The organism is Nocardioides sp. Root122 (genome assembly GCF_001425025.1).
In the GTDB taxonomy this organism is placed as follows: domain Bacteria; phylum Actinomycetota; class Actinomycetes; order Propionibacteriales; family Nocardioidaceae; genus Nocardioides.
This window is the reverse complement of the sequence record NZ_LMDE01000014.1, coordinates 56,563-71,309: the sequence shown is the minus strand read 5'-3', so window position 1 is coordinate 71,309 and position 14,747 is coordinate 56,563. Positions and strand designations below refer to the sequence as shown.

14 protein-coding genes and 2 tRNA genes are annotated in these 14,747 nt (G+C 70.6%); 1 reads left to right on the top strand and 15 read right to left on the bottom strand.

The genetic code is table 11. The features are described from left to right. Positions 1-349: 349 nt before the first annotated feature. Positions 350-1,303 (bottom strand): rhomboid family intramembrane serine protease, encoded by a 954-nt coding sequence (locus ASC64_RS18800; RefSeq protein WP_056909088.1) that lies wholly within the window; start codon positions 1,301-1,303, stop codon positions 350-352. A 34-nt stretch (positions 1,304-1,337) separates the two neighbouring features. Continuing rightward, a complete protein-coding gene (locus ASC64_RS18795) occupies positions 1,338-1,850 on the bottom strand; it encodes a peptidylprolyl isomerase (protein ID WP_056909087.1) in 513 nt (170 codons plus the stop codon). Positions 1,851-2,004: 154 nt separating this feature from the next. Here ASC64_RS18795 and ASC64_RS18790 point away from each other — a divergent pair, with 154 nt between their 5' ends. Further along, entirely contained in the window at positions 2,005-2,802 is a 798-nt protein-coding gene (locus tag ASC64_RS18790; RefSeq protein ID WP_056909086.1) for a hypothetical protein, read from the top strand. Between the two features lie 97 nt (positions 2,803-2,899). Here ASC64_RS18790 and ASC64_RS18785 read toward each other — a convergent pair whose 3' ends face one another. From ASC64_RS18785 to recF, 13 genes are all read right to left on the bottom strand, one after another. Continuing rightward, positions 2,900-3,922 carry a 1-acyl-sn-glycerol-3-phosphate acyltransferase gene (locus ASC64_RS18785; RefSeq protein ID WP_156385293.1) on the bottom strand — a complete coding sequence of 341 codons (1,023 nt, stop codon included), beginning with the start codon at positions 3,920-3,922 and terminating at the stop codon, positions 2,900-2,902. A 2-nt stretch (positions 3,923-3,924) separates the two neighbouring features. Continuing rightward, positions 3,925-4,752, bottom strand: coding sequence for a patatin-like phospholipase family protein (locus tag ASC64_RS18780; protein WP_056909085.1), 828 nt, complete (start codon positions 4,750-4,752; stop codon positions 3,925-3,927). Between the two features lie 71 nt (positions 4,753-4,823). Next, the gene (locus tag ASC64_RS18775; RefSeq protein ID WP_200937897.1) at positions 4,824-5,204 is read right to left on the bottom strand and encodes a DUF3817 domain-containing protein; all 381 of its coding nucleotides are present in this window, start codon (positions 5,202-5,204) and stop codon (positions 4,824-4,826) included. Positions 5,205-5,228: 24 nt separating this feature from the next. After that, positions 5,229-5,966, bottom strand: coding sequence for an SURF1 family protein (locus ASC64_RS18770; RefSeq protein ID WP_056909084.1), 738 nt, complete (start codon positions 5,964-5,966; stop codon positions 5,229-5,231). A 43-nt stretch (positions 5,967-6,009) separates the two neighbouring features. After that, positions 6,010-6,681 carry a leucine efflux protein LeuE gene (gene leuE / locus ASC64_RS18765; RefSeq protein WP_056909083.1) on the bottom strand — a complete coding sequence of 224 codons (672 nt, stop codon included), beginning with the start codon at positions 6,679-6,681 and terminating at the stop codon, positions 6,010-6,012. A gap of 93 nt (positions 6,682-6,774) precedes the next feature. Continuing rightward, positions 6,775-6,850: transfer RNA gene (locus tag ASC64_RS18760), tRNA-Ala, on the bottom strand. A gap of 30 nt (positions 6,851-6,880) precedes the next feature. Next, entirely contained in the window at positions 6,881-7,006 is a 126-nt protein-coding gene (locus ASC64_RS22865; RefSeq protein WP_235563825.1) for a DLW-39 family protein, read from the bottom strand. Positions 7,007-7,038: 32 nt separating this feature from the next. Next, positions 7,039-7,112 (bottom strand) — tRNA-Ile (locus tag ASC64_RS18755). A gap of 84 nt (positions 7,113-7,196) precedes the next feature. Continuing rightward, positions 7,197-7,742 carry a DUF3566 domain-containing protein gene (locus ASC64_RS18750; protein WP_056909082.1) on the bottom strand — a complete coding sequence of 182 codons (546 nt, stop codon included), beginning with the start codon at positions 7,740-7,742 and terminating at the stop codon, positions 7,197-7,199. Positions 7,743-7,745: 3 nt separating this feature from the next. Next, positions 7,746-10,463: a DNA gyrase subunit A gene (gene gyrA, locus ASC64_RS18745; protein ID WP_056909081.1), complete on the bottom strand. Its 2,718-nt coding sequence runs from the start codon at positions 10,461-10,463 to the stop codon at positions 7,746-7,748. A gap of 61 nt (positions 10,464-10,524) precedes the next feature. Beyond that, positions 10,525-12,585 (bottom strand): DNA topoisomerase (ATP-hydrolyzing) subunit B, encoded by a 2,061-nt coding sequence (gyrB, locus tag ASC64_RS18740; protein WP_056909228.1) that lies wholly within the window; start codon positions 12,583-12,585, stop codon positions 10,525-10,527. Between the two features lie 441 nt (positions 12,586-13,026). Continuing rightward, entirely contained in the window at positions 13,027-13,608 is a 582-nt protein-coding gene (locus ASC64_RS18735) for a DUF721 domain-containing protein (protein ID WP_082550635.1), read from the bottom strand. Next, on the bottom strand, positions 13,598-14,743 hold the full coding sequence (recF, locus tag ASC64_RS18730; RefSeq protein ID WP_056909080.1) for a DNA replication/repair protein RecF: 1,146 nt from the start codon (positions 14,741-14,743) through the stop codon (positions 13,598-13,600). The genes ASC64_RS18735 and recF overlap by 11 nt, the downstream gene beginning before the upstream one ends. Positions 14,744-14,747: the final 4 nt, after the last annotated feature.

The following is a 14,747-nucleotide window of genomic DNA, read 5'->3' as shown; positions in this document are numbered from 1 at the left end:
CGTCATTCGTCGCCTCGAGCGGTGAGTGAGGCGCCTTCCTGGGGAAGGGAAGGCGTCTCTCTCACCGCTCGAGTCGATTTCGGGGCCGCTCGTCAGGCCGTCTTGTCAGGCCTTCGCTGAGCTTGTCAGGCCGTGCACGGGCCGACATGTTCAGCGATCCCCGGTCAGCCGGGGATCGCTGCAGCGACCGGGCAGTTCTCCACACTGTGGAGAACTCCTGTGGAGGAATTACACGCATGTAGTTATCCACAGCTGTGTGCACACCTGTGGGAAATGCAGCAGCCCCCGCCCGGTCGTCGTACCTCGCGGTACGACTGCGGACGGGGGCTGCGTGCGGACGGCGTGCGGCTCAGGAGAGGGCGGCGATGCGCACCAGGGCCAGGGCGGCCAGGACGACGGTGAGCACGGCCAGCCCGCCCCACTGGATCGTCGTACGACGGGTCTTCGGCGCGTAGCCGATGACCCCGGCCGCCGCGGCGCCGCCGAGGAACCCGCCGAGGTGGCCCTGCCACGAGATCATCTGCCACCCCACGACCGTGACGATCACGCCCAGCATGAGGTTCTGGACCAGCCACTGCGAGTTGAGCCGCGCCTTGGTGGCGGTCACCAGCAGCGCCCCGAGGAGGCCGAAGAGCGCGCCGGAGGCACCCACCGTGCTCCCGTCGGAGGAGGAGAGCCACAGCACGAGCACCGACCCGGCCAGTGCGCTGACGAGGTAGACGGCGAGGAAGCGCGCGCGGCCGACGATCTGCTCGAGCGCGGGACCGAACAGGAACAACGCGAACATGTTCATCGCGACGTGCCAGATCTCGACGTGCGTGAAGGCGCTGGTGATGAGCTGCCACCAGGCACCGTCGGCCACGCCTGCCTGCCAGATCCCGTCCCCGCGCGTGCCGGTCTCGCAGATCGCGGAGGTGTGGAGGCCGGGGTAGTACTGGCCGGGCATCGACTCCGAGATGCACCGGCCCGTCGGGGAGAGGGCCAGCAGGTCCGACAGCTTGGAGCGAGCCCCGCCCGTAGCCGTGATCGCCAGCCAGACGACCGCGTTGATCGCGATCAGGACGTACGTCGTCAGCCGCGGGTCGGCGCTGCGCTCGCCGCCGTACATCGCCTGGTTCTGCCGGGAGCCCTTGTTGGCCTGCTTGACGCAGTCGGGGCACTGGAACCCCACGGCCGCGTCGCGCATGCAGTCCGGGCAGATGGGCTTCTCGCAGCGCTGGCAGCGGATCCAGGTCTCGCGATCGGGGTGCCGGTAGCAGGTCGGCACCCCGGTCGCGGCCGGGCCCTCGGAGGGCTGGGTCATCGGGGTCGGTCGGGTGCGGCGCGGTCGGTGCCGGTCAGCGCTCGATCGTGACGGACTCGAACACCACGGCGTCCACGGGACGGTCCATCGCACCCGTCTTGGAGGTGGCGATGGCGTCGACGACGTCGCGGCTGGCCTGGTCGGCCACCTCACCGAAGATCGTGTGCTTGCGGTTGAGCCACGGGGTGGCGGCGACGGTGATGAAGAACTGTGAGCCGTTGGTGCCCGGGCCGGCGTTGGCCATCGCGAGCAGGTAGGGCTTGTCGAAGACGAGCTCGGGGTGGATCTCGTCCTTGAACGTGTAGCCGGGGCCGCCGGTGCCGGTGCCGAGCGGGCAGCCGCCCTGGATCATGAAGCCGTCGATGACCCGGTGGAAGCCGAGGCCGTCGTAGTACTTCTCGCCGCTGCGGCCGGCGTCGTCGCGGTAGTCCTTGGTGCCCTCGGCGAGGCCGACGAAGTTCTCGACGGTCTCGGGAGCGTGGCTCGGGAACAGGTTGACGACGATGTCGCCCCGGTTGGTCTTGAAGGTCGCCTTGGGGTCGGCCATGGGATGTGCCTCTCGGATCTGGGAGCTCGCGGGTCTCGCTTGTGCGCCTCGATCCTGCCATGTGGGCCCACGCCGCGGCCCTCCACCCGGACGGGGCTGGTCGCGTGTGGGTGGCCGTGGTGAGATGGAGCCACAACGACTGAGGAGGTCACGCATGGCTTTCGGCCGCAAGAAGTCCCTCATGGACCGCGCCCACGACTACGTCGAGCAGATCTCGGACCAGATCTCCGAGACGGTGATCCCACAGCTGGAGCAGGCCTGGGAGCAGGCGGTGGAGAAGGCCGGACCTGCGATCACCGACGCCCGCGACAAGGCGACCCCGCTGATCGCGGAGGCTCGCACCACCGCCGCGGAGAAGGCATCCGTCGCCGCCGCGCTCGCGGCTGAGAAGGGCGCCGAGGCCCGCGAGAAGGCCGCACCCCTGCTGGCCGAGGCTCGCGCCACCGCTGCCGAGAAGGCCTCCGTGGCGGCGTCCCTCGCCGCCGAGCGGGCGGCCGAGGGCCGGGAGCTGGCCGCCGCGAAGGTCAACGAGCTCCGCGGTGTCGAGCCCGAGCCGAAGGGTGGCAGGCTCAAGAAGCTGCTGCTGATCACCGGCCTGCTCGCCATCGGCGGTGCCGTCTTCGCCAAGCTGCGCCAGAAGCAGGACGAGGACGCCCACTGGCAGTCCACCTACGTCCCGCCGGCCCCGCCGACGACGACGTCCGCCACCACGCCCCCGACGGCAGCCCCGGCGACCGCAGCGGCCGGCGACCCCCTGACCGACCCGCTCGGTCAGGACGGCGTCGTCTCCGCGGACGACGTGGTCACCGAGGAGCCGCCGGCCACCGACGACATCGGCGGCGGCGCACCGGGTGAGGCGGTCAGCGACGCTGCCGAGGAGCCGCACCCGGCCACCACCCCTGACGAGCCCGCCGAGATCATCGACATCGACGACGTGCCGCAGAAGAAGTAGCCACACCCGCATCGCCGTCGGGCGGTGTCTCGTCCCCTCGGGGCGGGGCACCGCCCGTCGTGCGTGGGGCTGCGCTGCGGCTGCGGCTGCGGCTGCGTCAGACGGAGGTGTCCACGACCCGATTGTCCTCGATCCACTCGTCCACGCGCTCCCACCAGCCGTAGAGCCACTCGATGCGCGCGTCGCGGTCCTCCGGGATGTCCGCGCGCGAGATCGCCCACCACCGCATGGTGATCTGCTTGTCCATCGGCAGCTCGCGCCACAGGTCGCTCACCGTGACCAGGTGGTCGAGCCCCGTGTGCGCGACCATCAGCACGTCGGCAGCGGGCGCCGCGTCCAGCGCGGCCACCACTCCGCCGGGGCGCGGCGCCAGCACGTGGGTCATCTCCTCGGCCCGCACCGCCATCCGCTCCAGCCCGAGCTTGCGCAGCCGGGCGATCGTGCGGTCGCGCCGCGCGGGCGTGAAGTTGCCGCCCTCGGGGAAGATCACGAACGCGTCGTTGTGGTCCAGACCCGTGGCCAGGGCGGCGATCTGCGACTCGAGGTCCTCGCCGGCCTCCGGGTTGGGGGAGATGAACCGTGCCGGGATGCGCCGCAGCACGACGTCGATCGCAGGGTCCCAGGCGAGGGTGTTCTTCAGCACGACGCGGGGCTCGCGGCGGTACCAGTGCAGCAGCGCGTACATCAGGATGAAGGAGTCGCCCGGCCCCGCGTGGCGACACATCACCAGCACCGGCCCGTCGGGGAACCTCGGTGGGTGGGGGCCGTCGGTGCGGATCCGCAGCGCGAGCACCCGCCGGGCCTCGCGGAAGAAGACGATCAGCGTCCCCTGCACGAGGTCGTAGTGGATGCCGGCGAAGTACGGCGACCGGATCCGCCAGCCGAACCCGCTCGCCAGCCACAGCCCGAGCATCACCGCGAGCAGCAGCGTCTCGAAGGTGAGGTAGAGCACCACGAGCCACAGCAGGCGGAGCGCCCGCCAACGCCCGGGGAGGACCGGCGAGAGCGCCGCCGCCACGAGCAGCCACGCCGGCAGGGTCACCCAGAGCACCGCGGTCATTCCGATCACCGCGGGCGCGACGACGAACCGCCGCAGGACCCAGACCGGTGCGCCGCCCACGACTAGTCGTCCAGGGCTTCGTCGAGGTAGGCGCGCGAGGCGTCGTACGTCGCGTCGATGCGTGCCTGCACGCCACCGAAGTCGCGGTGCGCGCGCAGCGAGTCGTCGCGCGCCGAGGTCCCACCGGCCGGCAGCACGTGCGCCTCGACGCCGTCGGGGATGGTGGCCATGTCACGCATGAACCGGTGCCGGCGGGCGACCTCGAAGCTGACCCGCGCCACCTGCCACGGCCGGCTCGGCACCGTGAGCGGGCGGTCGATGCGCCCGACCTGCAGGACGAAGATGCGCGTCGCGCCCAGCTCGACCGCGCGACCGACCGGGATCGAGTTCACCAGCCCCCCGTCGAGGAAGTGCTCGCCGTCGACCTCGGCCGGGGGCAGCAGGCCGGGGACGGCTGCGCTGGCGAGGATCGCGGGCACGATCGGGCCGGAGGTGAACCAGTGCTCGGCGGCCCGCTCGATGCTGGCGGCGCAGACCCCGAAGGTCACCGGCAGGTCCTCGAACCGCGTCTCGCCGAACTCCTCCTCCAGTCGCAGCCGCAGCGGCTTGGAGGAGTAGATGTGGGTCCCGGTGGAGACCGCCCGCCGGACCGTGCGCAGCGCCCGGTCGCCGTAGACCTCCCGGCTCTGCGCGACCTCCGCCCAGAGCTCGGTGAGCCGGTCGACGACCGACAGGTCGGGCTGGCGCGCGACCATCGCCCCGTTGAGCGCGCCCACGCTCGTGCCGAGGACCAGGTCGGGGGCGATGCCCCGCTCGAGGAGCGCCCGCAGCATGCCGACCTCGACGGCGCCCAGGACACCGCCGCCGCCGAGCACGAACGCGGTGGTCATGGGACGACCCTAGAGGTTCGTCCGTTGGTCGAGGATGGACGACGTCCCGTCACGAACCGGGCCAGTGCCGGTCACGCCAGCTCGGGGTGCTCCGCCTTCACCCGCTGGGTGGCGCGGTGCTCGGCCCAGAAGGAGAGGAGAGGGATGGTGCCGCAGACCAGCGTCACGAGGGTGAAGGGGAAGTCCCAGCGGGCGCGGCGCGAGAGCAGGAACGCGCTGAACAGGAAGATCATGTAGAGCCACCCGTGCGCGATGCCGAGGTAGGTGGTGATGAGCTCACCGAGGTGGTTGGCGTCCGACCCGGTCGAGACCCAGGCCGGCGTGCTGTCGAAGACACCCCACATCGGCGAGCCGTCGAAGTTGGCGAGGGGGACGCCGATCAGGCAGAGCACCACGAGCAGGACACCGACGATGGTGGCCATGACGCGGTAGACGGTGAGGTTGCGGGACACGGCGGCCAAGATATCCGGCGCCGCCTACCGGGCCACGGGCTGGTCGACGTCGAGGACCTCGGGAGCCGTCGCGTCGCGCCGCCAGCGCCACCAGATGAAGGCCGCGAACGCCCCGAACACCCACCACTCGACGGCGTAGAGCAGGTTGCGCACACCGGTGAAGCGGCCCGGCTCGGGCAGCGCCGCGAGCTCGGCCGGCTCCAGTCCGGGCGCGGGCTCCTGGCTGATCAGGTAGGCGGAGTAGAGGTCGACATCCACGCGCTGGACGGCGTCGGCGACCCGGATCTCGGGGAAGACGTCGTCGTCGGGGTCGTCGTCGGTGACCAGGGTCCCCTCGGGCGGCTGGATCCACCCGACGACCTCCGCGTCGCCGGTCGCGGCGAGCAGCGCGTCGTCGGGCTCCGGCGCCCATCCGCGTACGACGAGCACCGCTGCGTCACCGACGTGCAGCGGGGCGACGGCCCAGTAGCCCTCCGTGTCGCCGTAGGTCCGGTCGGCGACCCAGAAGCCGCCGTCGAGCCACTCGCCCGCCGCCTCCACCGGGCGGCCCAGGTCGGGCGCCGGGAAGGGGTCGTCGCTGCCCATCACGTCCGCCAGCGGCACCGCGGCGACGCCCGTCAGGTCGCGGGCCTCGGCGTCGCGGTGCGCCTGCCAGGCGTCGTACTGCCAGATGCCCAGCCGGCCCGCGATGCCGACCAGCACGATCGCGAGGACCGCGGCGCCGAGGTCGGTCAGCAGGCCGGGTCGACGAGGTGCGGTCACGGGCTCGATTGTCCCAGCCACCCGGTGAGCGGCGGTCGGCCGGTCAGGCCGACGCGAGGGCGAGCTTGACGGCGAAGCCCACGAAGACCGCACCGACCGCCGACGTGGCGCCCGCCGAGAGCGCCTTGCGGCGCCGGAAGGCCTCGGCCAGGTGCGTGCCGCTCACGATCAGCACGCTGAGGTACGCCGCGCTGGCGAGCGTGGCCAGCGTGCCCAGCGCCAGGAACGAGATCGCCGGGTGGGCATAGGCCGGGTCGACGAACTGCACGAAGAACGCCACGAAGAACAAGATCGCCTTGGGGTTGAGCAGGCTGATCACCAGGGCCCGGCGGTAGGGCCGCTCCCCGCGCACCTTCGGCTCGACCCCGGCCTCGATGGTCGCGTCGGCGAGCTGCTCGGCGACGGTCCGCCGCGAGCGCCACATCCCCCACGCGGCGCGCAGCATGCCGACCGCGAGCCAGAGCAGGTACGACGCGCCCACCCACTTCACGACACCGAAGGCCGCCTCGTTGGCCTGCAGCAGCGAGGCCACGCCGGCCGCGGACAGCGTCATCAGCACCGCGTCGCCGGTCCACACGCCCGCCGCTGCGGCGTACCCGCTGCGCACCCCGCGCCGCGCCGCGACGGAGAGGACGTAGAGCGAGTTCGGACCGGGGAGCAGGACGATGAGGACGAGGCCGACGAGGTAGGTCGGGAGGTCGGTGATGCCCAGCACATGTCCAGTGTGGGACCGCCGGTGACCCTCGGCCGACGATTCCCGAGGAGTGGGCGGGAGATCACACGAGAGCGTGGAGTCCCCGCTGGGAAGTGGTGGAGCCTAGGGGACTCGAACCCCTAACCCCCTGCTTGCAAAGCAGGTGCGCTACCAATTGCGCCAAGGCCCCGTGCGGGTGGCGCGAGAGCGCCGGGAGGCATCAGGCCTTGTCGACGTTGTCGGTCGCCTCGGCCCAGAGGGCCTGCTCGTTCTTGCCCTCGTCCATCTTCTTCTTCGCGAACGCGGCACCGGCCGCGGCGAGGAGGACCAGCAGGAGCTTCTTCATGCGGACTCTCTCCTCGGGTGGAAGGGATGGAGTGGGCCTAGGAGGACTTGAACCTCCGACCTCTTCCTTATCAGGGAAGCGCTCTAACCGTCTGAGCTATAGGCCCGCACTCGCCGCACCAGCGGCGACGCCGAAGATTACCTGACGCCCCGCGACCGAGACCAATCGAGGTCCCGATGGGGTGTCACGGTCACTTCTCGTCTTCGGCGAGGGTGACCTCGATGCCGCCCAGCAGGGCAGCCGCGAGGTTGTAGAGGAACGCCGTCAGGGTGGCGATCGCGGTCAGCAGCACCACGTCGAGCACGGAGACCAGCAGGGTGAAGCCGAGCACCCGCGACATGCCGACGTAGTCGGTCACGTCGAAGGAGGAGTTGCCGCTGTCGCCCTCGACGATGCTGGCGACCGCGGAGTTGATCGAGTCCCAGACGCCCGCTGCGCCGAGCACCGACCACACCATGAAGATGGCGACGAAGGTGACCACGCCGAAGGCGACCGAGAGCAGGAACGACGTCTTCATGACCGACCACGGGTCGATCCGCGTCAACCGCAGCCGGGCCCGGCGGGGCTGGCGGCCCGGCGTGCGGGTGCGACGGCCCTTCGAGCCGGCCCCGGGCGCCGCGTTGGCGCGGTGCTCCTGGGCGGCGTTGGACAGCGTGTCCTGCATCCGCCCGGTGAACGACCTGCGGGCAGGCTCAGGGTCCGACGTACGACGCGAGGTCGCGGTGCGGTCCGACATGGATCACTCCTCGGTGTCTTCGTCGGGGGTCTCGGCAGGAGCTTCGACTGCGTCCTGACCCTCGATTGTTGCACCGTCGACCACGTCGGGCGAAACGGCTGCGGCCTCGCGGGCCTCGGCCTCGACCTCGGCCGCGCTGTCGGCGGCCTGCTCCTCGACCTCCTCGGTGACCTTGGCCTCGACCGAACGCGCCACGACCGCGACGGTGTCGCCCGACTTCGGGGACACGAACTTCACGCCCATGGTGGAGCGGCCGGTGGGCCGGAAGTTGGCATCGATCGGGCTGCGCACGACCTGGCCGCCACTGGTGATCGAGAGGACCTCGTCCTCCTCCTCGACGATGAAGGCGCCGACCAGGCCGCCGCGGTCCTCGTTGGCCAACGACATCGCCTTGATGCCGATGCCGCCGCGGGACTGCAGGCGGTACTCGGAGATGCGGCTGCGCTTGGCGAAGCCACCGTCGGTGATCGTGAAGACGTACTGCTCCTTCACCTCGTCGGAGTCGGCGGCGTCACCCTCGACGGCCTCCTCGGCAGCCACCTGCGCTGCGCGGATCACCGACATCGACAGCAGGGAGTCGCCGTCGCGGAACTTCATGCCGCGCACACCGCCGGTGGCGCGACCCATCGGGCGCAGCTGCTCGTCATCGGCCTTGAACCGGATCGACTGGCCCTTGCGGGAGACGAGCAGGATGTCGTCGTCGCCGTTGACCAGCTCGGCACCGATCAGCTGGTCGTCGTCCTCGCGGAAGTTGATCGCGATGACGCCCGACTGGCGCGGGCTGTTGTAGTCGACCAGCTTGGTCTTCTTGACCAGGCCGGTGCGGGTCGCGAGCACGAGGTAGGGGGCCTGCTCGTAGTCGCGGATCGCCAGCACCTGGGCGATGTCCTCGTCGGGCTGGAAGCTCAGCAGGCCGGCGACGTGGCCGCCCTTCGCGTCGCGTGCCGCCTCGGGGAGGTTGTAGGCCTTGGTGCGGTAGACGCGGCCGGCCGTGGTGAAGAACAGCAGCCAGTGGTGGTTGGTGGTCGCGATGAAGTGCTGCACCACGTCGTCGCCGCGCAGGGTCGCGCCGCGCACGCCCTTGCCGCCGCGCTTCTGCAGGCGGTACTGGTCGGCACGCGTGCGCTTGGCGTAGCCGCCGCGGGTGATCGAGACGACGAGCTCCTCGTCGGGGATCAGGTCCTCCATCGAGAGGTCGCCGTCGGCGGCGATGATCTGCGTACGCCGGTCGTCGCCGTACTTGTCGACGATCTCGGTGAGCTCGTCGGAGACGATCTGCCGCTGGCGCGCCTCGTTGGCGAGGATGTCCTCGAGGTCGGCGATGACGCGCTCGAGCTCGGCGAGGCGGTCCATGATCTTCTGCCGCTCGAGGGCAGCGAGGCGACGCAGCTGCATCTCGAGGATGGCGTTGGCCTGGATCTCGTCGATCTCGAGCAGGCTCATCAGGCCCGAGCGGGCCTCCTCCACGTCGGGGCTGCGGCGGATCAGCGCGATGACCTCGTCGAGCGCGTCGAGCGCCTTGGCCAGGCCGCGGTAGATGTGCGCCTGGCGCTCGGCCTCGGCGAGGCGGAAGCGGGTACGCCGCTGGATGACCTCGATCTGGTGGGTGACCCAGTTGGAGATGAACTGGTCGATCGGCAGCGTGCGCGGCACGCCGTCGACGAGGGCCAGCATGTTGGCGGAGAAGTTCGACTGCAGCTCGGTGTGCTTGAAGAGGTTGTTCAGCACCACGCGCGCGACGGCGTCGCGCTTGAGGATGATGACCAGGCGCTGGCCGGTGCGCGAGCTGGTGTCGTCGCGGACGTCGGAGATGCCCTGGATGCGACCGGAGTCGGCGAGCTCGGCGATCTTCAGCGCGAGGTTGTCGGGGTTGACCATGTAGGGGAGCTCGCTGATGACCAGCATCACGCGGCCCTTGGCGTCCTCGTCGATCTCCACCACGGCACGCTGGGTGATCGACCCACGACCCGTGCGGTAGGCCTGCTCGATGCCCTGGCGGCCCACGATGAGCGCGCCGTTGGGGAAGTCGGGGCCCTTGATCCGCTCGACGAGCGCGTCCTGCAGCTCCTCCTTGGTGGCGTCGGGGTGCTCGAGCGCCCACACCGCGCCCTCGGCGACCTCGCGGAGGTTGTGCGGCGGGATGTTGGTCGCCATGCCGACCGCGATGCCGGCCGAGCCGTTGACGAGCAGGTTGGGGAAGCGCGAGGGCAGGATGGTCGGCTCCTGCGAGCGACCGTCGTAGTTGGGGCGGAAGTCGACGGTGTCCTCGTCGATGTCGCGCACCATCTCCATGGCCAGCGGCGCCATCCGGCACTCGGTGTACCGCATGGCCGCCGCGGAGTCGTTGCCCGGCGAGCCGAAGTTGCCCTGGCCATTGATCAGCGGCGCGCGCAGCACCCACGGCTGCGCGAGGCGGACCATGGTGTCGTAGATCGCGGAGTCGCCGTGGGGGTGGTACTGACCCATCACGTCACCGACGACGCGCGAGCACTTGGAGAAGCCGCGGTCGGGGCGGTAGCCGCCGTCGTACATCGCGTAGAGGATGCGGCGGTGGACCGGCTTGAGCCCGTCGCGCACGTCGGGCAGGGCCCGCCCGACGATGACCGTCATCGCGTAGTCGATGTAGGACTGCTGCATCAGCGTCTGCAGCTCGATCGGCTGGATGCGGTCGTCGCCGAACCCGAAGCCGCCTGCTCCGGTGCCGGTGGGGGTCTCAGTCATGGCGTGTCTCTCTTCTGCGTTCTATCGATGTCTAGGGCTGGCTGTAGATGCGGCTAGCGACCTAGATATCGAGGAATCGAACGTCCTTCGCGTTGCGCTGGATGAAGGAACGGCGCTGCTCGACGTCCTCGCCCATCAGGATCGAGAAGATCTCGTCGGCCTGGGCGGCGTCCTCCAGCGTGACCTGCTTCATCAGGCGGGCGTCGGGGTCCATGGTGGTCTCCCACAGCTCGTCGGCGTTCATCTCGCCGAGACCCTTGTAGCGCTGCACCGGGTTCTCCTTGGGCAGCTTCTTGCCCTGCGCCTGTCCGTCGGCGAGCAGCGCGTCGCGCTCGGCATCGGAGTAGACGAACTCGTGCTGGGCCGGCTTGTTCCAGCGCAGCCGGTAGAGGGGCGGCTGGGCCATGTAGACGTAGCCGTGCTCGATCAGCGGCTTCATGAAGCGGAACAGCAGCGTCAGCAGCAGGGTGTTGATGTGGTGGCCGTCGACGTCGGCGTCGGCCATCATCACGACCTTGTGGTAGCGCAGCTTCTCGAGGCTGAACTCCTCGTGGATGCCGGTGCCGAGCGCGGAGATGATCGCCTGCACCTCGGTGTTGGCGAGCACCTTGTCGATGCGGGCCTTCTCGACGTTGAGGATCTTGCCGCGGATCGGGAGGATCGCCTGGATGCGCGGGTCGCGACCCTGGCGGGCCGAGCCGCCGGCGGAGTCGCCCTCGACGATGAAGACCTCGCACTCGGCGGGGTTGGTCGACTGGCAGTCGCTGAGCTTGCCGGGCAGGCCGCCGCCGCCGAGCAGTCCCTTGCGGTTGCGGGCCAGCTCGCGAGCCTTGCGGGCGGCCATGCGCGCGTTGGCCGCGGCCTGCGACTTGCGCACGATCTCCTTGCCCTCGGCAGGGTTCTGCTCGAACCAGGCGCCGAGCTGGTCGTTCATGATCCGCTGCGTGAAGCCCTTGGCCTCGGTGTTGCCGAGCTTGGTCTTGGTCTGGCCCTCGAACTGCGGCTCGCCGAGCTTGATCGAGATGATCGCGGTGAGGCCCTCGCGGATGTCGTCGCCCGAGACCCGGTCCTCCTTCTTCTTGACCAGGCCCCACTCCTCGCCCCAGTTGTTGACCAGGGAGGTGAGGGAGGCGCGGAAGCCCTCCTCGTGGGTGCCGCCCTCGTGGGTGTTGATGTTGTTGGCGAAGGTGTGGACCGACTCGGTGTAGGAGGTGTTCCACTGCATCGCGACCTCGAGGCTCATGTGCTGGCCCGTGGCGCCCTCGGCGGTCTCGGCCTCGAAGGAGATGACGGTCGCGTTGGCGACGGTCTTGCGGCGGTTGAGGTGCTCGACGTAGTCGACGAGGCCGCGGTCGTACTTGAAGACCTGCTCGAGCCCACCGGTCTCGGCCCGCTTGATCGCGTCGTGGCCGGCGTTGTCGACGGTGTTGTCGATCGTGTCGTCCTCGACGGCGTCGACGCGCGACTCCGCCTCCGGGCGCTCGTCGCGCACCACGAACTCGACGCCCTTGTTGAGGAAGGCCATCTCGCGCAGGCGCGAGGTGATGGTCTCGAGGTTGTAGGTGGTGTGCTCGAAGATGTCGGACGAGGCGTACCAGGTCACGGTCGTGCCGGTGCCCTCGCCGTCCTCGAGGGGGCGGACCTGCTCGAGGTCGGCGTCGGGGACGCCGAGCTGGAAGGACTGGCGCCACAGGTGCCCGCGGTTCTTGACCTCCGCGACCAGGCGGGTCGACAGCGCGTTGACGACCGAGACGCCGACACCGTGCAAGCCGCCGGAGACCTTGTAGCCGCCGCCGCCGAACTTGCCGCCCGCGTGGAGCATCGTCAGCGCCATCGTGAGAGCCGGCATCTCCTGGCCGGGTGCGGTGTCGGTCGGGATGCCGCGCCCGTTGTCCTCCACCCGTACGCCGCCGTCGGACTGCAGGGTCAGCACGATCTTGGTCGCGTAGCCCGCCAGCGCCTCGTCGACACCGTTGTCCACGATCTCCCAGATGAGGTGGTGCAGGCCGCGCTCACCGGTGGAGCCGATGTACATGCCGGGGCGCTTGCGCACGGCCTCGAGGCCCTCGAGCACCTGGATCGCGGAGGCGTCGTACTCGACACTGCCGTCGACGGCGGACATGGACCGCTTCTCCACGGTCGCCTCGGCCACCTCGGCGGTGGCCTCGGCGATCGCCTCTGCGCGGTCGGTCTCGGTGGGCTGTGGGTCAGGAGCGGAATCGGCGGTCGGAGCTGCGGTGGACTCGGGATTCTCTTCGCTCAAGGCACGGCCTTCTTCTCATCGCCCCGGATCTGCGCCGGGGGCGGTCGACATGAGTCGAGTCGCTGCGGTTGCGGTGGCAACACGACGTGCGACTCGTCCCCTCATACTACTCGCCAGCGGCCTTGAAGCGAAGGGCACACCCCGGCCGGGGGATGGATCCGTCAGAAAATGTGCCGTCAGGGGCCTCATGGGGGCCGTTCACAGGGCCGAACAGGGGGAGCGATGGGGTCCCATACGTCCGGGAGGCTCCCAGAACGGCAGATCGCGCCTCCGGCGCGCAGGGTCCCGAGGTGCGCCGGCTCAGCCGTAGGTGTCGCGCGGCCCGCGGCCGTCGCGGCTGGAGAGCCGACCCTTGGTCCAGGTCGGCAGGTGGGGGCCGAGCACCTCGATCACGGTGACGGTGCCGTGGCCGAGCTCCTCGTTGAGGCGGCGTACGACGGTGGGGGTGAGCAGCTTGAGCTGCGTGGCCCAGGCGGTGGAATCGGTCCGCACCACCAGGCGACCGTCGGCGAAGGACTCGGGTGTGCAGTGCGCGGCGACCTCGTCGCCGACGAGCTCGGCCCAACGCCCGAAGACGCCCTGGACCTTGAGGTCGAGCTCCCAGCCGTGCTGGGCGATCAGCCGACCCATCGCGGACCCGAGCGGCTGGGGGTCGCGGTCGTCGGGTCGAGCCCCCGACGACGTCGTGGTCGTCCGCCTCCGGAACGCGGCGGCCGGGCGCCGCTTGGCCGGGGTGCCCGGGCTCGCAGCGGCCGCGCGGGCGGCGGCCCGGGCCAGGTCGAGACCGTCGGGCCGGTGCTCGACCGACTCGTTCGGCCCGTTCGACTCGCTCCGCGGGGCCGCGGCGTCGCCGGTCACGAGCTCCGGCTCGTCACTCGTCACGGGTCACCTGCCCGTCGGCCACCACGAACCGCACACCTTGCAGCGCGTCGGGCACGTCGGCGGCGACCGCGGCGGTGACCAGCACCTGCTCCGCACCGGCCACGAGCTGGGCCAGCTGGTTACGGCGCTCCACGTCGAGCTCGGCGAACACGTCGTCGAGGACGAGGATCGGGTCGTCGCCGTCGGCGCGCAGCAGGTCGTACGACGCCAGCCGGAGCGCGAGCGCGAAGGACCACGACTCCCCGTGGGAGGCGTAGCCCTTCACCGGCAGGCGCAGGTCGCCAGGATCGGGCCCCGTCCCGAGGGTGAGCAGCAGGTCGTCGCGGTGCGGGCCGACGAGGGAGATCCCGCGGTCGAGCTCGTCCTTGCGCCGGGTGGCGATGGCGTCGAGGAGCGCCTGCTGCAGGTCGTCGGTGCCGGCCACCTCGAGGCTCGCACGGTAGTCGAGGTCGGCGTCGTCGCGGCTGGCGCCGCGGGCCACGGCCTCGTAGGCCTTGCCGAGGTAGGGGCGCAGGTCCTCGACCAGCTGGAGGCGCGCGCCGAGCAGCTCGGCGCCGACCCGCGCCAGGTTGTCGTCCCAGATCTCGAGCGTCGACATCGCCGCGTCGCGCGAGCCACCACGGGCCACGCCGGCGGTCTTGAGCAGGCTGTTGCGCTGCTTGAGGATCCGGTCGTAGTCCGACCGGACCCCGGCCAGTCGCGGCACCCGGAGCACCAGGAGGTCGTCGAGGAACTTGCGGCGGTCGGACGGGTCGCCCTTGACCAGGGTGAGGTCGTCGGGCGCGAAGACGACGGTGCGCACCAGACCGATGAGCTCGCGCGGACGGGGGAGCGGTGAGCGGTTGATCCGCGCCCGGTTGGCCCGGCCCGGGTTGAGCTCGACCTCGAGCAGCGCCGTGCGTCCCTCCTTCACGACCGAGGCGCGCACGATCGCCTGGTCGGCACCGGCCCGCACGAGCGGCGTGTCGGTGGCGACGCGGTGCGAGGAGAGGCGCGAGAGATAGTCGATCGCCTCGACGAGGTTGGTCTTGCCCTGGCCGTTGCGACCGATGAAGGCCGTCGCTCCCGGCTCCAGGGCCACGTCGAGGTCGGCGTAGGAGCGGAAGTCGTGCAGGGTCAGGTGCGCGACGTGCACGTCA

Excerpts from the sequence above, each read along its gene's own strand:
- ASC64_RS22865 (WP_235563825.1), bottom strand. The coding sequence starts at position 7,006 with ATGAAGAAGCTCCTGCTGGTCCTCCTCGCCGCGGCCGGTGCCGCGTTC.
- ASC64_RS18800 (WP_056909088.1), bottom strand. The coding sequence starts at position 1,303 with ATGACCCAGCCCTCCGAGGGCCCGGCCGCGACCGGGGTGCCGACCTGC.
- ASC64_RS18795 (WP_056909087.1), bottom strand. The coding sequence starts at position 1,850 with ATGGCCGACCCCAAGGCGACCTTCAAGACCAACCGGGGCGACATCGTC.
- ASC64_RS18780 (WP_056909085.1), bottom strand. The coding sequence starts at position 4,752 with ATGACCACCGCGTTCGTGCTCGGCGGCGGCGGTGTCCTGGGCGCCGTC.
- ASC64_RS18790 (WP_056909086.1), top strand. The coding sequence starts at position 2,005 with ATGGCTTTCGGCCGCAAGAAGTCCCTCATGGACCGCGCCCACGACTAC.
- gyrA (WP_056909081.1), bottom strand. The coding sequence starts at position 10,463 with ATGACTGAGACCCCCACCGGCACCGGAGCAGGCGGCTTCGGGTTCGGC.
- ASC64_RS18750 (WP_056909082.1), bottom strand. The coding sequence starts at position 7,742 with ATGTCGGACCGCACCGCGACCTCGCGTCGTACGTCGGACCCTGAGCCT.
- gyrB (WP_056909228.1), bottom strand. The coding sequence starts at position 12,585 with ATGTCCGCCGTCGACGGCAGTGTCGAGTACGACGCCTCCGCGATCCAG.